16 protein-coding genes are annotated in these 16,242 nt (G+C 67.7%); 8 read left to right on the top strand and 8 right to left on the bottom strand.

Annotation, left to right across the window (positions count from 1 at the left end; all coding sequences use genetic code 11):
- Window positions 1–97 precede the first annotated feature (97 nt).
- Window positions 98–1,315, top strand: a complete 1,218-nt coding sequence (locus tag WKR98_RS13745) for a GGDEF domain-containing protein (protein ID WP_341433721.1) — start codon at window positions 98–100, stop codon at window positions 1,313–1,315.
- Window positions 1,316–1,476: 161 nt separating this feature from the next.
- A complete protein-coding gene (locus WKR98_RS13740; RefSeq protein WP_341433718.1) occupies window positions 1,477–1,800 on the top strand; it encodes a DUF4148 domain-containing protein in 324 nt (107 codons plus the stop codon).
- 52 nt (window positions 1,801–1,852) lie between these two features.
- Here the strand turns inward: WKR98_RS13740 and WKR98_RS13735 are convergent, their stop codons facing one another.
- Window positions 1,853–2,656, bottom strand: coding sequence for an IclR family transcriptional regulator (locus tag WKR98_RS13735; protein ID WP_341433716.1), 804 nt, complete (start codon window positions 2,654–2,656; stop codon window positions 1,853–1,855).
- 179 nt (window positions 2,657–2,835) lie between these two features.
- Between WKR98_RS13735 and WKR98_RS13730 the strand changes: the two genes are divergently transcribed.
- The 5 genes from WKR98_RS13730 to WKR98_RS13710 all read left to right on the top strand — a co-directional run bounded on the left by WKR98_RS13730 (window position 2,836) and on the right by WKR98_RS13710 (window position 6,628).
- Complete coding sequence (locus WKR98_RS13730) at window positions 2,836–3,309, top strand: flavin reductase family protein (RefSeq protein ID WP_341433714.1); 474 nt, start codon at window positions 2,836–2,838, stop codon at window positions 3,307–3,309.
- 22 nt (window positions 3,310–3,331) lie between these two features.
- Window positions 3,332–3,679, top strand: a complete 348-nt coding sequence (locus tag WKR98_RS13725) for a VOC family protein (RefSeq protein ID WP_124688560.1) — start codon at window positions 3,332–3,334, stop codon at window positions 3,677–3,679.
- Window positions 3,680–3,742: 63 nt separating this feature from the next.
- The gene (locus WKR98_RS13720; protein ID WP_341433711.1) at window positions 3,743–4,771 is read left to right on the top strand and encodes an LLM class flavin-dependent oxidoreductase; all 1,029 of its coding nucleotides are present in this window, start codon (window positions 3,743–3,745) and stop codon (window positions 4,769–4,771) included.
- A gap of 4 nt (window positions 4,772–4,775) precedes the next feature.
- Window positions 4,776–5,621 carry an alpha/beta fold hydrolase gene (locus WKR98_RS13715; RefSeq protein WP_341433709.1) on the top strand — a complete coding sequence of 282 codons (846 nt, stop codon included), beginning with the start codon at window positions 4,776–4,778 and terminating at the stop codon, window positions 5,619–5,621.
- Between the two features lie 32 nt (window positions 5,622–5,653).
- Entirely contained in the window at window positions 5,654–6,628 is a 975-nt protein-coding gene (locus WKR98_RS13710; protein ID WP_341433707.1) for a Bug family tripartite tricarboxylate transporter substrate binding protein, read from the top strand.
- Between the two features lie 27 nt (window positions 6,629–6,655).
- On the opposite strand, the gene WKR98_RS13705 is transcribed toward WKR98_RS13710, so the two are convergent.
- Window positions 6,656–7,927: an MFS transporter gene (locus WKR98_RS13705; protein WP_341433705.1), complete on the bottom strand. Its 1,272-nt coding sequence runs from the start codon at window positions 7,925–7,927 to the stop codon at window positions 6,656–6,658.
- Between the two features lie 111 nt (window positions 7,928–8,038).
- Window positions 8,039–10,090, bottom strand: a complete 2,052-nt coding sequence (locus tag WKR98_RS13700; protein WP_341433703.1) for a putative bifunctional diguanylate cyclase/phosphodiesterase — start codon at window positions 10,088–10,090, stop codon at window positions 8,039–8,041.
- Window positions 10,091–10,403: 313 nt separating this feature from the next.
- Between WKR98_RS13700 and WKR98_RS13695 the strand changes: the two genes are divergently transcribed.
- Entirely contained in the window at window positions 10,404–11,480 is a 1,077-nt protein-coding gene (locus WKR98_RS13695; RefSeq protein WP_341433701.1) for a permease, read from the top strand.
- Between the two features lie 33 nt (window positions 11,481–11,513).
- On the opposite strand, the gene WKR98_RS13690 is transcribed toward WKR98_RS13695, so the two are convergent.
- From WKR98_RS13690 to WKR98_RS13670, 5 genes are all read right to left on the bottom strand, one after another.
- Window positions 11,514–12,413, bottom strand: a complete 900-nt coding sequence (locus tag WKR98_RS13690; RefSeq protein WP_341433699.1) for a LysR family transcriptional regulator — start codon at window positions 12,411–12,413, stop codon at window positions 11,514–11,516.
- Between the two features lie 144 nt (window positions 12,414–12,557).
- On the bottom strand, window positions 12,558–13,289 hold the full coding sequence (locus tag WKR98_RS13685; protein ID WP_341433697.1) for an ABC transporter ATP-binding protein: 732 nt from the start codon (window positions 13,287–13,289) through the stop codon (window positions 12,558–12,560).
- Window positions 13,286–14,065, bottom strand: coding sequence for an ABC transporter ATP-binding protein (locus WKR98_RS13680; RefSeq protein ID WP_341433695.1), 780 nt, complete (start codon window positions 14,063–14,065; stop codon window positions 13,286–13,288). Before WKR98_RS13680 ends, WKR98_RS13685 begins: the two co-directional genes overlap by 4 nt.
- Window positions 14,062–15,294, bottom strand: coding sequence for a branched-chain amino acid ABC transporter permease (locus WKR98_RS13675; RefSeq protein WP_341433693.1), 1,233 nt, complete (start codon window positions 15,292–15,294; stop codon window positions 14,062–14,064). The genes WKR98_RS13680 and WKR98_RS13675 overlap by 4 nt, the downstream gene beginning before the upstream one ends.
- On the bottom strand, window positions 15,291–16,208 hold the full coding sequence (locus WKR98_RS13670) for a branched-chain amino acid ABC transporter permease (RefSeq protein ID WP_341433691.1): 918 nt from the start codon (window positions 16,206–16,208) through the stop codon (window positions 15,291–15,293). The genes WKR98_RS13675 and WKR98_RS13670 overlap by 4 nt, the downstream gene beginning before the upstream one ends.
- Between the last annotated feature and the right edge of the window lie 34 nt (window positions 16,209–16,242).

Genomic DNA, 16,242 nt, shown 5'->3' with positions numbered 1-16,242 from the left:
TTCTTTACAAGCAGTTTCATTCCTGGGCGTCCCTTCCTAAGATACGGCTACCTGTCCCGGCAAGGCTTCATAGACCGGGTCGTTCAGGAGTGCCAAATTGGACTCGTCCCTGCCACTTACCGCCAGCCAGGCCCTGGCGCTCGGCAATCCCGCGATGTGCCTGCTGTTCGCGCTGGGCTTCGCCTGCCTGTGGGCCCACGAGCGTCCGCGCGCCTATCTGCTGCTGTACGCCGCCGCCTTCGCCGTCTACGCCGCCGGTACCCTGTTGCGCATCTTCGATCACGCCGATATGACGGGCGACGACCTGGCCGCCGCCGTGCTCTACGTGGGCAGCGCGCTGCTGCTTGCCCGCGGCCTGCTCGCGCGCTGCGGCATCGACGCCGACGGATCGCCGCTGGGCGCGCTGGGCATCGCCATCCTGGTCCTGCTGCTGCACTTCCACATCATGCAGAACGACGTCCCCGCGTTCGCCTATACGCTGGGCGTCGGCCTGGGCGCGCTGCTGCTCCTGGCCTGGATGCGGCTGGGCACGCTGCGCCGCGGGGGCATAGCCGACCAGGTCCTGTACTGGATGCTTCCGCTCGTTTGCGCCTGCCTGTTCCTGGGCATTTCCTGGGTCGCGGGCTCGACCCCGCCCCAGTCAGGCGAGTTCGTGCAGCCCAACGCCTGGCTGCTGGCTCTTCCGCCCGCCGCCCTCGTCCTGGTGCTGGGCGGGTCGCTGTTCGCCAGCGCCCTGTCCGACATCATCGCGCCGCTCAAGCACGAACGCGTTACCGACCCGCTCACGCAACTGAAGAACCGCCGCAATTTCGAAGACCTGAGCCTTGGCCGCCCGCAGCGTCACCCGGAGTATCCGTTCAGCCTGGTGCTGCTGGACCTGGACACCTTCAAGGCCATCAACGACACCTATGGCCACGCCGCGGGCGACGCGACGCTGGCCGAGATGGGAAGGATCATCCGCGACTGCACCCGCACCGGCGACATGGCCTGGCGGCTGGGCGGCGACGAGTTCGCGATCCTGATGCCGGGCACCCCGGCGGCCGGGGCGGTCCAGGTGGCCGAGCGCATACGCGCGCAACTGGCGCTGACGCGCCTGGAAAACCCGCGCGGCGATTTTTCCGTGACGGCCAGCTTCGGCATCGCGCAGTCCCGGGTGGACGAACCGCTGTACGAACTTTTCGCCCGCGCCGACATCCTGCTGTACGCCGCCAAGCGGCAGGGACGCGACCGGATCTCCTGTGCATCCGGACAGGAACGGGGGGACGCCCGCGACGCCGCGGCGCCGCGCGAGGGCGAAGAAATGCTGTCGCTCTAGCTAGCGGCCAGCCAGCCTTCGGAGCATCCGATTGTTGGTGAAACTGGAAAAGTCATTTCCAAATCTTCGGTATTTAAAAGGATTCTTGCGCGCCCATCTTCAAAGCACGGCGGTTGACACGACGTCCAGCCGCCCGACACCCCACACTTTGGAGATATGCCATGAAAGCCATTGCCTACACCGCCCTGATCGCCGCGACTCTGTTCGGCGCCGCCGCCCATGCCGACCAAGGCAACAACTACGGCAACGATTTCCCGCCCCCCGACATCTCGACCACGTCCCAGTTGACCCGCGCCCAGGTCCTTGAAGAACTGGCGCAGGCCAAGGCCAACGGCGGCATCGTCTACGGCCAGGAAGGCTTCCCCGACCAGGCCGTCCAGCAAGCCAGCAAGCCGGTTGACCGCGCGCAGGTCCGGCAGGAGCGCAACGAATACAAGGCGGCCAATCGCGTCGGCGGCCCGGGCGAATACCCCGCCAACCTGTAAGCAGACAGCCGCTGTTTCGCAAGGCGTGCCGGGGCAAGCCCCCGGCACGCCGTCATTCGGCCCAGAGACTGGCCGGCGCGCCCAGCAGGCGCGACAACGCCCTGCCCTTTTCCCGTAGCGCCCGGACCTGCGTACTGTCCTTGCTCGTGTCCAGCAGCGACATGGGCGACGTGATCGTCAGGCCATAGGCCACCTCGCCGTGCACGTTCCACACGGGCACGCTGACCGCCAGATAGGTCGGCAAGGCACGCAGTTCCACCACCGAATACCCCCGCTCCAGCACCGGGGCGCGCATGGCCGCGAGCCTGGCCTCGGTCTCCTGCGGCGTGGGCGCCAGCCCATTCGCCTCCAACTCCCTCTTGAGCACGGGCAGCACCGCCTGGTCGGCAAGATGCGCCGCGAACACATGGCCGGCGGCCGTGTGCAGCATTTCGACCGGGCCGTTGCGCAGCTCGAAGACCCGGCCGCGCACCGCCGACTGGTTGACCAGGATGACCGGGCCGTTGCTCCAGATGACCACCGCCACGCCCAGGCCGGTTTCCTCGCTCAGCGCGACGGCGGCCTCGCGCACCAATTCGAAGTGATCGACGTCGCGGGCGGCGGTCATGCCGAGCGCCGCCAGGCTGGGACCCAGACGGTACAGGCCGCGGCCGTCGCTCTTGACCATGCCGACGCGCACGAAGCTGGCGAGATAGTTGTGGGCCGCGCTGGCCGTGATGTCGGCGCGCGCCGCGATGTCTTTCAAGGCCACCGCGCCGGGGCCCATCTGGATGGCCACCAGGATGCGATAGCCGATTTCCAGGGATTGGATGCCCCGAGGCCCTGGGCCGGGTGCCGGAGCGGTGCCTGCCTTCATGGGTGTCATGGATCCGATAGACCGATCAGGAAATACGCGCCGCGTGGGGCCGAGCGTGGCGCCGATTGTACCTGCCGCCCCCCGGCCCCTCTTGACAGGGGGCCGTCGCGCCGCCTACGATAAATTTAACAATATCAAATTATTCAATAATATTGAATATAGGAGACACCCTAATGGGTATGTCCGACTCCGCAGCCTTCAAGACGGCCATGCGGCGGGTTCCCGCCCCCGTCACGGTCATCAGCGCCGCCCATCGGGGCGAACGCCGGGGCCTGACCGCCACCGCCGTCTGCAGCGTCAGCGCCGAGCCGCCGCAATTGCTCGTATGTGTGAACAAGCGGGTCCGGGCCCACGACGCCATCGGACAGGCGGGCTATTTCGGCGTCAATTACCTCAGCCATGGCCAGGCCGACGTCGCGCACGCCTTCTCCTCGCCGTCGGGCGCCCCGGGCGGGCGCTTCGAGACCGGCGACTGGACCGAGGGCGAAACCGGCGCGCCGCTGCTGCGCGATGCGCTGGCCACGTTCGAATGCAGGGTGGTTCAGGCCGTCGACAGCGGCACCCACACGCTCTATATCGGCGAGATCGTCGGCATGACCGACAGGGACGATCTGTCCCTGCTCTACAAGAGCGGCCTGTTCAGCGCCGCCTGACACCCATCTGGAGGAAAGACCGATGACGGTTTCTTCGATACGCATGGGCTACCACGTCGCGCGCGACATGGCCGCCCTGAGCGCCTTCTACCGCGATGCGCTGGGACTGGCTCCCCGTTTCGCCGACGGCTCCCGCTGGGCGGAGTTCCAGGCGGGCGCATCCCGCTTCGCCCTGGCGGCGCCGCAGGAAGCCCCGCCCGATGCACGCGGCGCGGTACTCGTATTCGCCTGCGACGACCTGGACGGCATCCGCGCCCGGGTGCTGGCCCAGGGCGGCCGGGTACTCGATCAACGCGACATGGGCGGCCATGGCCGGGTCGTCACCGCCGCGGATCCCGCGGGCACCGTGTTCCAGCTGTTCGCCCGCTAGGGCCCGTTTTCCCTAGCCGCCGGTTCGAGCCGGCCCGCTTTCCACGCCTACAAGGGAAATCCCATGAAGTTCGCCGTTTTCGATCATATGGACCGCGGTACCGTCCCCCTCGCCCAGCAGTACGAAGAAAGGCTGATCCTGACCGAAGCCTACGACCGGGGCGGCTTCCACGCCTATCATGTCGCCGAGCACCACTCGACGCCCCTGGGCATCGCGCCGTCGCCCAGCGTCTATCTGGCCGCCGTCGCCCAGCGCACCCGCAGGCTGCGCTTCGGCCCGCTGGTCTATACCCTGGGCATGCACCACCCGCTGCGGGTCATGGAAGAAATCTGCATGCTGGACCAGTTGAGCCGCGGCCGGCTCGAAGTCGGGTTCGGACGCGGCATCTCGCCCTACGAGCTGGGCTACTACGGCGTCGACCCCGAGCAATCGCAGGGCATCTACCACGAGTCCTACCAGATCATCATGCAGGGGCTGACCCAGCCCGTCGTGAATTTCCAGGGCAAGCACTTCGACCTGCGCGACGTACCGGTGGAAATGCAGTGCCTGCAACGGCCCACCCCGCCGATCTGGTACGGCGCCGGCACGCCGGCCGCCACGCAGTGGACCGCGGCCAACGCCATCAACATCGTCTGCAACGGCCCCGCGACGCAGGTCCGCGCCATTACCGACCAGTATCGCCTCCACTGGCAGGAACTGGGCCATGCCGCCGAGGCCGTTCCCTGCCTGGGCATGAGCCGGCACGTGGTCGTGGCCGACACCGACGCGCAGGCGATGGACTCGGCCCGGCGCGCGTACCGGCGCTGGTACACGCACCTGATGCATCTGTGGGTCAAGCACGGGACCCTGCCCAGAACCCTGTCCTTTCCCGACAACTTCGACGACGCGCAACGCGCCGGCCTTTGCATCGCCGGCTCGCCCGCCACGGTCCGGGACTGGATCGCCGAAGCGGCGGACCAGGCCGGCATCAACTATTTCGTCTGCCGCCTCGCTTTCGGCGATCTCACCCTGGCCGAATCCCTGCGCTCGACGACACTGATGGCGGAGTCCGTCCTGCCCGCGCTGGTCAGCCCCGTGGCCACGGAGGCCTGATCCGATGCCCGCCCTGTCAGCCGTGGACCGGCGCCTGCTCGAATCGGACCTGCCCCCGCTGCGGCACGCGCTTCTGCCTTCGGGAAGCACCCTGGAATACCGCGACACGGGCCACGGCGCCGACGCGGTCCTGCTGCTGCACGGCATCGGATCGAGCTCGGCCGGCTATCGTGCGCAACTGGCCGGCCTGTCCACGCAACTGCGGCTGCTCGCGTGGAACGCTCCCGGCTTCGGCGCCAGCACGCCGCTCGCCTCCCCGGCGCCGGACGTGCATGCCTACGCCGCGGTGCTCGCCGCCCTGCTGGACGCCTTGTCCCTGGACCGCGTGCATCTGGTCGCCAGTTCCTGGGGCACCTTGATCGCCCAGGCCTTCGCCGGGCGATATCCGGAGCGGACACGGGCAATGGTCCTGTCGGTGCCCACCCGGGGCTACGCCCACCTCCCCCTGGACGAGCGCGCCCGGCGCATGGCCGAACGGCTTTCGCCCGGGGCCAGGGCCCAGCCCCCCGAGGAACGCGCCCCCCGCTTCCTGGGCCCCGCCCCGGACACGCTGGTGGTCCGGCGCTTCGGGGAACTGCAGGCGGCGGTGCACCCGGCGGGACTGGCACAGGCCACGCACATGCTGTTCGACTGCGACGCGCTTGCCCTGGCGGCCGCCGTCCATGTGCCCACGTTGATCCTGGCGGGCGGGGAAGACCGCGTCGCACCGCCCGGCGAACATGCCGAGCGCCTGCGCGGCGCCCTGGACGGCGCGGCGCTCGAAACATTCGCGGGTTGCGGCCATCTGCTCAAACTCGAAGCCCCGGACCGATTCAACCGCAGCGTCCACGACTTCCTGCGCCACCATTGATTGCACGACGAACACCACCGAGGAGACACCCCATGAAGCATCGCTGGTTCCACCTGACCTGGGCATGCGCCCTGGCCGTCGCCGCCGCTCCCGCCCATGCCCAATCCCAGTCCTGGCCGGACAAGGCGGTCCGCATCGTCCTGCCCGGGCCGCCAGGCAGCAGCCCCGACCGGATCACCCGGCTGCTCGCGGACCATCTGAACAAGAAATGGAAACAGCCCGTCGTGGTCGAGAACCGCCCCGGCGGCACGACGCGGATAGGCGCGGAAATCGTCGCCCGCGCCGCGCCGGACGGCTATACCCTGCTGTCGACCTTCGTCTCGCACGGCATGGTCAAGCTGCTGTATCCCGAAACACCCTACGACCCCATCAAGGACTTCACCCCCGTCGCGCAACTGGTCGACACGGAAACCGTCTTCGTGGTGCGCGCCGACTCCCCCTACAAGACGCTCGCGCAACTGGTCGAAGGCGTGAAGACGCGCGGCAAGCCGCTGGGCGTGGGCAACTTCGGCACCGGCTCGAGCTTTCATTTCTACAGCCTGATCCTTGGCCAGGGAGCCGGCATGGAAGTGCTGCCGGTTCCCTACAAGGGCGAGGCGCTGTCGCTGGCCGACATGCTGGGCGGACACGTGGAATCGAGCTTCAACTCGGTCGGCACCGCCCTGCCGCATATCCGTGAAGGCAAGGTACGCGCCCTGGCAGTGCTGGCGCCCAAGCGCTCGAAGGTCCTGCCCGAAGTCCCGACATTCACCGAGCTGGGCTTCCCCCGCCTGCGCGAGGGGGGCTGGTTCGGCATCCTGGCGCCGGCCGGCACGCCGCGGCCGATTATCGACAAGCTGCACGCCGACATCCAGACGGTGCTGCGCGATCCCGAGGTGACGGCATGGCTGCGCAACCAGGGGCTGGAGCCGGCCTTCGTGAGCGCGGACGCCTTCGGGCAATCGATGCAGCGCGAGGCCGGCGAGTGGGCCAAGCTGATCAAGGAGTTCAACGTTTCGGTGAACTGACGCCCGCCGCGCCGGCGGCCCGCTTCCTCAGCCCGCCGGCGCGGCGCGCGGCACCAGCAGCGTCGCGCGCCGGGGCAGGCGCATGGACAGCAGCGCGGCCGCCACCAGCAGCGTGCCGGCCGCGCCGAACGACACCCAGTGCGTACCGAAGGTCTCGTAGCCCCAGCCGCCCAGCCACGAGCTGATCATGCCGCCGAACTGATGCCCCAGATAGGCCCAGCCGTACAGGATGCCCACCAGCTTCACGCCGTAGATGTCGGCCAGCAAGGCCGACGACAGGGCGATGCTGCCCGACCAGACGATGCCGCCCAGCGTGGCGGCCGTGTACAGCTCCCAATGCGTGCCGACCACGACCAGCGCGAAGAAGCCCAGGCCGCGCACGAGATAGATCGTGGCCAGGATGTCGCGCCGGGGCAGCACGTCGGCCAGGCGTCCCAGCACCAGCGTGCTGAACACGGCCACCGCGCCGATCAGGCCGATGCCCAGCGCGCTGGTCATCGCGTCGAAGCCGTGGTCCATCAGCATGGGCACGCCGTGCGATCCCAGCAGGTTCATGCTGAACCCACAGGCGAAAAGACCCAGCGCGATCTGCCAGAAAGGCGCGGAGCGCAGCGCGTCGCCCACGCGCAGGCTGGCCGCGGCGGGTCCGGGCTGCGTGGCCTTGGCGGTGGCCCGTGCCGCGAGGTCCTCGGGCCGCAGGTCGGACTCGGGCGGGGCATTGTCGCGGAAGATCAGCAGCGCGGCGGGCACCGTGAACAGGGCGAAGGCCGCCGCGAAGACCAGCATGGTCGTGCGCCAGCCCAGCCAGGCGATGAACGACGTGAACACCGGGGTCATCAGCGCGATGCCCGCCATCGACCCGGTGGATAGAAAGAACAGCGCCATGCCGCGCTGGCGCGTGAACCAGCGGGTCAGGATGGGCGTGAGCGCCACCGGGCTGGTCAGCCCCAGCCCAACCGACTGCCCCACTCCGAACGCCAGGAAGAACGCCAGCGGATGGCGCGCCAGGACCGTGGCGATGGATGAAACCACCACCACCACCATGCCCGTCAGCAGCACGAAGCGCGTGCCGCGCGCAGCCACGAGATAACCGGCCAGCGGCATCGCCAGGCCATAGCAGAGCATGCCGATCGCGACCATGCCGGCCAGCATGCTGCGGCTGAAGCCCAGGTCTTCGATGATGGGAAGGAAGAACGGGCCTATGCCCATGCGCATACCGACGGTCAGCAGCGTCAGGCCCGTAGCCGCCGCCACGATGGTCCAGCCGAAATACCAGTTGCCGATGCGTTGCCCAGCCAATTGTGTCCCCTTGCCTTGATTCGAGCCGCCACGGCGCGCTGCCTGGCCTGCCGCAAGGATACCCTCAACCGCCGGGCATTGCCGTCCGCTGTCCGGTCAATGCCTTCTTTCCTAAGGGTGCACCAGCCTGTCTGCCGCGGTGACCAGGGATATCTGGCCGCTGTTGACGATCTGGCCCAGCGGCACCGGACGGCCGAGCAGAAAGCCCTGCACTTCGTCGCAGCCTTCCTTGCGCAGCAGCGACAACTGGCCCTGCGTCTCGATGCCCTCGGCCAGCACGGGAATGTCCAGGCTCTTGCCCAGAGCCAGGACCGCGCGCACGATGGCGCGGGCCTGCGGGCTGGATTCGACCTCGCTCACGAATGAGCAGTCCAGCTTGATCTTGTCGAACGGGAAGGTACGCAACGTCTCGAGCGAGGAATAGCCGGTGCCGAAATCGTCCAGCGCGATGCTGACCCCCAGCGCCTTGATCTCGCGCAGCATGTACAGCGAGCGTTCGCGGTCCGCGAACAGCGTGGACTCGGTCAACTCGAGCTCCAGCCGCTCCGGCGGCAGCCCGGTGTCGGCCAGCACGTCCTGGATCAGCGTCGGCAGGTCGGCGTGGGCGAACTGCGCGCGCGACAGGTTGACCGCCACCTTGTAGGGAGGATCCCACGAAGCGGCCCGCGAGCACGCGTTCCTGAGCACCCATTCTCCCAGTTGCAGGATGAGGCCGTTCTCTTCGGCCAGGGGAATGAACTCGACGGGCGGGACGTAGCCGCGCCGCGGATGCAGCCAGCGCAGCAATGCCTCGTAGCCACGGATCTCGCGGGTTTCGACGGCGGTCTGCACCTGGTAGTGGATGTCGAGCTGGCCGCTTTCGAGCGCCTCGCGCAGTTCGCTGGCCAGGGTACGCCGGGCGCGGATCGCCTCGTCCATCGACGGCTCGTAGAAACAGACGTTCTTCAGCATGTCCGACTTCGCGCGGTACATCGCCAGGTCGGTATTGCCGATCAGCATGCTCTTGTCGCGGGCATCGTCGGGGTAGATCGCCACGCCCAGGCTGGCGCCCGGCACCGCTTCCCAATCCTCGACCTGGATGGGGGCGAACAGCGAGGTTTCCAGCCGCGACAGGAAATCTAGCAGCGAGCCCTCGCGCATGCGGTGGATGGCCACGAACTCGTCGCCGCCCAGCCGCGCCACGAACTCGCCTTCCTGCAACAGGCTGCGCATCCGCTGGGCCAGCACCACCAGGACCCGGTCGCCCGCGGCGTGGCCGTGCAGGTCGTTGATTTCCTTGAAGCGATTCAGGTCGATGCCCACCAGCGCGATGCGTCCGCCCGTCTGGTCGGCCAGGTAGATCTCGTTGTCCAGGCGATCGTTGAAGCTGCTGCGGTTGGGCAGTTCCGTCAGGCTGTCGGTCAGCGCCATGCGGCGCAATCGTTCAAGCGACTCCGAACGCACGCTGTCGTCGATCAGATAGCTGGCCACGCCGGCGCCCACGATCACCAGCGCCACGCCGGCCACCGCCAGGCCCAGCGCCTGCAGCGCCTGCGGCTGCGCGAAGATGCCGTCGACCAGCATGGGCGAGACCTGGAACGCCGTCATGCCGGTGAAGTGCAGGCCGGCGATGGCCAGCCCCAGCAATCCGCCGGCGGCATACCGCATGGCGGGGCGATCGAGACGCGCCGCGGCGTGCAGCGCCAATGCCGCAAATGCCACGGAGATCAAGACGGACGCCACCAGGTAACCCGGATCCCACGACACGAGGCCCTGCACCCGGTACGCCATCATGCCGATGTAGTGCATGAGCACGATCGCGACACCCACCACCGCGCCACCCAGGGCTGGCGCGAACCTCAGGCGCCGGCTGCAGGCGAGCGCGAAGCCCGGCGCGGCGCCGACGACGGCCACCAGCAGGGACAGCACGGTCAGCACGGGATCGAAGGCGACCGGCGTTCCAGGCTCGAAACCGATCATGGCGATGAAGTGCGTGCACCAGATCGCGGCGCCGGCCGCCACCGCCGTCAGGACATGCCATCCAAGGCGCTGTACGCCCGAGGTGCCAGCCGCCCGCTGGAACAGCCGGACGGTCACCCAGGAGCCCGCGCAGCAGATCAGGACGGCGACGAGCACCAGCCAGGGATTGTGGCTGTAAACGATACATCCCAAGACGGTCATCATGGCGGGTCGCGTTTCCTGCGCGGCGATGGCCGCGCCCAATAAAAAAGCCCATGCGATCACGGGCTGGAACGACGTTGCGACGCAAGGGTTGGCGGGGGCTTCCCCGGGCTCGCATGGCCAGCGATTGTAAGTGATTTTGTCTGCCGGACTGCATCGGTTCGCGCCAAATGTCAATAGTTGCAGTTCCGATGACTGTTTGTAAAAACGGTAGGCCGCCAGCTCGACCGGGAATCGTGGCACCGCTCAAGCAAAGGCACGCGCAGCCACTAAAATGGCGCCTCCTCGCCAACGACGGCACCTTGCGCAGCCCTTCATGAGTACCCACGCCTCCACACGCTCCGCCCCCCACCCCGCCTGGGCCATCGCGGTGTTCGCGCTGATCGCGATCGCCGGCCTCTTCTACGTGAAATGGTCGCCCTACTACGACCGCGCCTTCGTGGCGGCCGACACACACTCCATCGGCCAGTCCATCCTGATGGGCAAGCAGTCCGCCCCGCCCGCGCCGTCCATGCACGCGGCGCTGGACTATGCGGTGGCCTACGGCCTGGCCATCTGGAAAGCCATGGTGCTGGGACTGCTGCTGGGATCAGGCGTGCAGGCCCTGCTGCCGCGCGCCTGGATACTGCGCATGCTGGGCGGCACCGGCCTGGGCAGCGTCGTGGCCGGCGGCCTGCTTTCCCTGCCCGGCATGATGTGCACCTGCTGCGCCGCGCCGGTCGTGGCCGGACTGCGCAAGTGCCAGGCCGCGCCCGGCAGCGCGGTCGCGTTCTGGCTGGGCAATACCGTGCTCAATCCGGCCACGCTGATCTTCATGGGCTTCGTGCTGGGCTGGCACTGGATGGGTCTGCGCCTGGGGCTGGGCCTGGTGATGGTGTTCGGCCTGGGCTGGCTGCTCAACCGCATGAGCCGGGGCAGCACCGACACCTTCGACGGCGCGCAAATGCAGGCCATGCAGGCCGCGGGCGGAACGGACCTGGACGACGCGCACGTCTTGCGCCGCTGGATGCGCATCCTGGCCCGCATGACGCTGCGCCTGCTGCCCGAGTACATCGTGCTGGTCCTGCTGCTGGGCGCCGCGCGCGCCTGGCTGTTCCCGGAAATCGGCGCCGGCGTGGACAACAGCGTGCTGTGGATCGTCGGCCTGGCCGTGGCCGGCATGCTGTTCGTCATTCCCACCGCCGGCGAAGTTCCCATCGTGCAGGCGATGCTGTCGCTGGGCATGGCCGCCGGCCCGGCCGCCGCGCTCATCATGACCTTGCCGCCCATCAGCCTGCCGTCGCTCGCGATGGTGGCGAAGTCGTTCAGGCCGGTCGAGCTGGCCGTGCTCATGGCGGGCGTGGTCGGGATCGGGGTGGTGGGCGGAGGGCTGGCGGTGGCGCTGGGGTTCTAGGAAGCGCCAGCAAACGGGGGGATTCTTGTATGGCTAGGGGCCTATCTTCTCCTGCAGATACGCCGCGATCGTCTCGAACACCACCCGGATATGCGGCAGATACTGCATGTCGCGCTGCACGCTGGCGAACAGCGGCACCTCGGAATACCGGTCCTCGATGATCTTGACCAGTCCCAGCGATTCCGCATTGGCGTAGGACGGCAGCATCACGATGCCCAGACCTTCCTGCGCGGCGAACATCTGCGAGAACATGCTGGTCGCGCGAAAGCCTATCCTGGGCTTCTCGATGATGCTCTCCAGCCAGCGCGCGGCGGGCAGGTACATGGGGTCGTCGATATAGCCGATGAAGAGATCCTCGGCCAGGTCCTCGGGACCGGCAATCCGGCGGTCGCCCAGGTAGGCCGGGCTGGCATACAGCTGGAACGGCACCTCGGCCACGCCGTGCGTGGTCAATGAACCCGAAGGCGGTTCGAAGAAGCTGACGAAGATGTCGGCTTCACGCCGGGCGATGTCGACGAAATTGGACGTGGTGACGAGATGGACCTCGAGCGCGGGATGCCTGTCCAGCAAGGCCTTCGCGGCGCGGGCGATGAGCAGCGCGCCCACGCCTTCCATCGAGGCGATCACGACGCGGCCGCTGACGGACTGCCCCTGCGCCGTGATGCCCTGGATCTCGTGGAGCATGGCTTCCATGCGTTCCAGACGGACCAGGACGTCGCGTCCCATGGGCGTGAGCTGCAAGCCCTTGCGGTCGCGCTTGAACAGCGCGGAGCCGGCGCTGTATTCGACCTGCGCCAGCCTGCGGCTGACCGTGGACTGGTCGACGCCCAGGCGCCTAGCGGCCGATTCCAGCGAACCACCCCGGGCAACCTCGAGCAGGGCACGCAGCTGATCCCAGCCGAGCTGCTCGAATGAGAAAGACTTGGTGGCCATGGTCTCATGCATAGCATTCCCGGATGCCTGGCAGCCACCAGGCAAACCGGCTCGTGTGCCTTACGCTCGATGGAGGCGGCTGCAAACACAAGGCACGACAGGACGTAGCGGCCTTATGTTATCAGACGCCCTGCGGACCTTCGGTCAATGCGCCGCGGCCTCGGCACCGAAATAGGCGTTGCCCACCTCGGCGCTGTCGCGCAGGCGCTCGCTCGTGCCCTCGACGGCAACGGCGCCCTGGGAGATCACATAGCCGTAGTGCGAGACCTCCAGCGTCTGCTTCACGTTCTGCTCCACCAGCAGGATCGCGCAGTCGTCGCAGCACAGTTCGCGGATCAGCCTGAAGTTCTCCTTGACGAACAAGGGCGACAACCCCAGCGACGGTTCGTCGATCACCAGCAATCGGGGATTGCTCATCAGGCCCCGCCCTATCGACAGCATCGAACGTTCGCCCCCGGACAAGGTGCCGGCGAACTGGCCGCGCCGTTCGGCCAGCCGGGGGAACAAGGCCATGACCCGCTCCAGGCGGGCGGCGATTTTCGCGGGAGACCGCTCCAGGTAGGCGCCCGCCATCAGGTTGTCGAGTACGGACATGCGCGGAAAGACGCGATTGCCTTCCGGAATGGCCGCCAGGCCCTGGGCGACGATGCGGTGGGTGTCCCACCCCGTGATGTCTTGCCCGCGAAAGCGCACCCGGCCCCGGCGGACCGGGATCAGCCCGAAGATGGCCTTGATCAGCGTGCTCTTGCCCACGCCATTGGCCCCGAGCAGGCAGGTGATGCGGCCTTCTTCCGCTTGCACGGAAACGCCTTCGAGCACGTTCGCGCTGCCGTATCCGACGACCAGGTCTTCCACCGCCAAGAGCTGGGTGTTCATGCGTCCTCTCCTAGATACGCCTTGCGGACCTGGGGGTCGGCGACCACGGCGCGATAGCTGCCCTCGCAGATCTTCCTGCCGAAGTTCAGGACCACGCACCGCTGGCTGACCCGCTCGATGACCTGCATCTCGTGTTCGATCAGCACGATGGACAATTCCGGCGACTCGCGCTGGAAACCCGTAACGTCGTCCATCAGGCGGAAGGTCTCGTCGTGCGTCATCCCGGCCGACGGCTCGTCCAGCAGCAGGAGCCGGGGCTCGCCCAGCAGCGCGCGGCACAGTTCGATGCGCCGCCGGTCGATCATGTTGAAGCGGCCCGCGGGTTCGAACAAGTGGTCGGCGATATGGGGGTTGAAGCGGGCGCACAGATCGCGGGCCGCGCCCATGAAGGCCGCAAGGGACCGCTGCGCCGCCCCGCGTGCGAACAAGGTGCGGAACAAACCGTTGGGCAGCCGGTTGTGCGCGCCCACCAGCAGGTTGTCGAACACCGACAGCTCCAGCATCAGCCGGCAGCGCTGGAAACTGCGAGCGATTCCGGCGTGGTTGATCTCGCTCGGCGCCTTCCGGAACAAGTCCTTGTCGCCGAAGCGGATGGCACCCGAGGCGGGTTTGTAGAGGCCGGTCACGACGTTGAAGAAGGTCGTTTTGCCGGATCCGTTCGGCCCCAGCAGCCCCACCACCTCTCCCGGGCGCACCTCCAGGCTGAAGGCGTCCAGGGCCACCAAGCCGCCGAAGCGCATGGTCACGTCGCTGCAAACCAGGGTCCGGTCATTCATGAACGTTCCTCCATCACCGAAAAATCGCGCATCCGGCGCGGCACCAGGCCCTTGGGACGGAACAGCAGAACCGCGACGACGAACACCGAGAAGATCAACACGCGATACTCCTGCAGCGAGTGCAGCTTTTCGGGCAGCAGGATCACGAGCACGGCGGCGATCAGCGAGCCCCAGCTGTTGCCGATGCCGCCCAGGATCACGATGGAGATCAGCAGCAGCGACTGCTCGAAGGTGGCGCCGGCCGGGCTGACGAAACTGGTCAGCCCCGCATACACCGCGCCCGCGATGCCGATCAGGAAATTGCCCAGCAGGAAAGCCGTGATCTTCCAGCGCTGCGGATTGACGCCGAAGGTCGAGCCGACCAGTTCGTCGCTGCGCGTGGCGTCCAGGTTCACGCCTATCGCCGACCACTCGATCGAGTGGGCCACCAGCGAAGACAGCAGGAAAACCGCCAGCGCGAGCAGGCCATAGGCGAAGTAGAAGGACACCTCGCGCCCCGCCACCTCGAAGCCGCTGCCCATGTCCCAGCCCAGTATCGTCAACGGCGGAACCTGCAAGCCTTGCGCGCCGCCCAGTTGTTCGTTGACCTGCAGGAAGGAGCTGCACAGGATGCCGAAGGCGATCGTGACCAGGGCCGAGTAGTAGCCGCGGGTCCGCAGCACCGGCAACAGCAGGACCGCGCCGATTGCGGCGGCCACCACGCCGCCGGCCAGGATGGCCAGGAAATGCGGCAGCGCCGTGCTCTTGGCCAAGACCGCCAGTGTGTATCCGCCGCAGGCGAAAAAGGCAGCGCCCGCGAAATTGGCCAGGCCGGTCAGTCCGGTCTGGATGTTGATGCCGGCACAGGCCGCCGCGAACAGCAGCACGGTGGAGATCATCAGCAGCACGTAGTGTTCGCCGTGGAAGGCGACCAAGAGAACCGTCGCGGCCCCCGCCACGACCAGCCGGGCGGCCCATGGGCGCCGGTCCGAGAACGCCCCCGCCTCGGCGATGATCCCGGCGCGCAGGCCCCACCACCAGAGTCCCCCGGACGCCACCAGCGTGCCGGCCAGGGCAAGCTCCGACTCCAGGGCCAGGATGCAGGCCAGCACGAGCACGCCCGCTACCGCCACCATGAAGAACGCCACGGCCCGGCGATCAGACCGTGATGCCCGCGAGGCGAGCGGTTGGGGAGCCGGCAGGCGCCAGTCGGCTTTCCCGACTTTCCGGGCCGAAAGTTGGTGGTTCATACGCGCTCCTCGAAACGCTCGCGCAGCAGGCCCGTCGGGCGGACAGCGATGATGCAGATCATCATGGCGAAGGCGAACACGTCCTTGTAGGCGCTGGGAATGGGCAGCGCGACGGTCGCCAGGATCTGCAGGCCGGAAAACAGGAAGCCGCCGACCACGGCGCCCATCAGGCTGCCCAGCCCGCCGACCACCGCGGCGCAGAAGCCGATCACGCCCAGCATCAGCCCCATGTTGAACATGACCTGGCGGTAATAGAGCCCGGACATGATGCCGGCCAGCGCGCCCAGGCACGATCCCAGCACGAAGGTCAGGATCACCACCTGTTTGAAGTGGATGCCCATGAAGCGCGCGGTCTCCTCGTCCTGCGCGACGCCGCGCACGGCCAGCCCCAGCCGCGTACGGCTCAGCAGGAAGTGCGTACCGAAGATGGCCAGCACGCCCGCGGCCAGGATGATCAGGCTGCTGACCCGCAGGCTGACGCCGGCGAAGGTCATCAGTTCGTCGGGCAGCACCATGGGAAACGGACTGGGGTTGGAGCCGCCGGGCACGAACAGGCGCAGCGCCTCGCGGATCGCGGTGCCGGTCATCAAGGTGATGAGCAGGACGTTGATCGGGGACGCCTGCCGCAGCGGCATGACCAGATAGCGTCCGATCAGCGCGCCGGCGGCGCCGGTGGCCAGCACCGCGAGCGCGATCATGCCCAGGACCGGTCCCACGCCCGTGGCCCCCGCGGCGACGGCCAGCAGGATGCCGGCCAGGCCGGCGTACCCGCCCAATGCCACCACGTCTCCGTGGGCGAACTGGACGACGTCGACCACGCCGAAGTAAAGCGAGAACCCCACGGCAACGATCGAGTAGATCAAGCCCAGCATCAGGAAATTGACGAGATGCTGGAAAGCGAACGAGATTTCCATGTCTTGCGCCTGCCTGTTCCGGTTGATCGGGGGA

This window comes from Pigmentiphaga sp. YJ18, assembly GCF_038066655.1.
In the GTDB taxonomy this organism is placed as follows: Bacteria; Pseudomonadota; Gammaproteobacteria; order Burkholderiales; family Burkholderiaceae_B; genus Pigmentiphaga.
Note: the sequence above shows the minus strand (reverse complement) of the source record. Positions and strands in the feature narration are given on the sequence as shown.

Excerpts from the sequence above, each read along its gene's own strand:
- WKR98_RS13740 (WP_341433718.1), top strand. The coding sequence starts at position 1,477 with ATGAAAGCCATTGCCTACACCGCCCTGATCGCCGCGACTCTGTTCGGC.
- WKR98_RS13735 (WP_341433716.1), bottom strand. The coding sequence starts at position 2,656 with ATGAAGGCAGGCACCGCTCCGGCACCCGGCCCAGGGCCTCGGGGCATC.
- WKR98_RS13730 (WP_341433714.1), top strand. The coding sequence starts at position 2,836 with ATGTCCGACTCCGCAGCCTTCAAGACGGCCATGCGGCGGGTTCCCGCC.
- WKR98_RS13725 (WP_124688560.1), top strand. The coding sequence starts at position 3,332 with ATGACGGTTTCTTCGATACGCATGGGCTACCACGTCGCGCGCGACATG.
- WKR98_RS13720 (WP_341433711.1), top strand. The coding sequence starts at position 3,743 with ATGAAGTTCGCCGTTTTCGATCATATGGACCGCGGTACCGTCCCCCTC.
- WKR98_RS13715 (WP_341433709.1), top strand. The coding sequence starts at position 4,776 with ATGCCCGCCCTGTCAGCCGTGGACCGGCGCCTGCTCGAATCGGACCTG.
- WKR98_RS13710 (WP_341433707.1), top strand. The coding sequence starts at position 5,654 with ATGAAGCATCGCTGGTTCCACCTGACCTGGGCATGCGCCCTGGCCGTC.
- WKR98_RS13700 (WP_341433703.1), bottom strand. The coding sequence starts at position 10,090 with ATGATGACCGTCTTGGGATGTATCGTTTACAGCCACAATCCCTGGCTG.
- WKR98_RS13695 (WP_341433701.1), top strand. The coding sequence starts at position 10,404 with ATGAGTACCCACGCCTCCACACGCTCCGCCCCCCACCCCGCCTGGGCC.
- WKR98_RS13690 (WP_341433699.1), bottom strand. The coding sequence starts at position 12,413 with ATGGCCACCAAGTCTTTCTCATTCGAGCAGCTCGGCTGGGATCAGCTG.
- WKR98_RS13685 (WP_341433697.1), bottom strand. The coding sequence starts at position 13,289 with ATGAACACCCAGCTCTTGGCGGTGGAAGACCTGGTCGTCGGATACGGC.
- WKR98_RS13680 (WP_341433695.1), bottom strand. The coding sequence starts at position 14,065 with ATGAATGACCGGACCCTGGTTTGCAGCGACGTGACCATGCGCTTCGGC.
- WKR98_RS13675 (WP_341433693.1), bottom strand. The coding sequence starts at position 15,294 with ATGAACCACCAACTTTCGGCCCGGAAAGTCGGGAAAGCCGACTGGCGC.
- WKR98_RS13670 (WP_341433691.1), bottom strand. The coding sequence starts at position 16,208 with ATGGAAATCTCGTTCGCTTTCCAGCATCTCGTCAATTTCCTGATGCTG.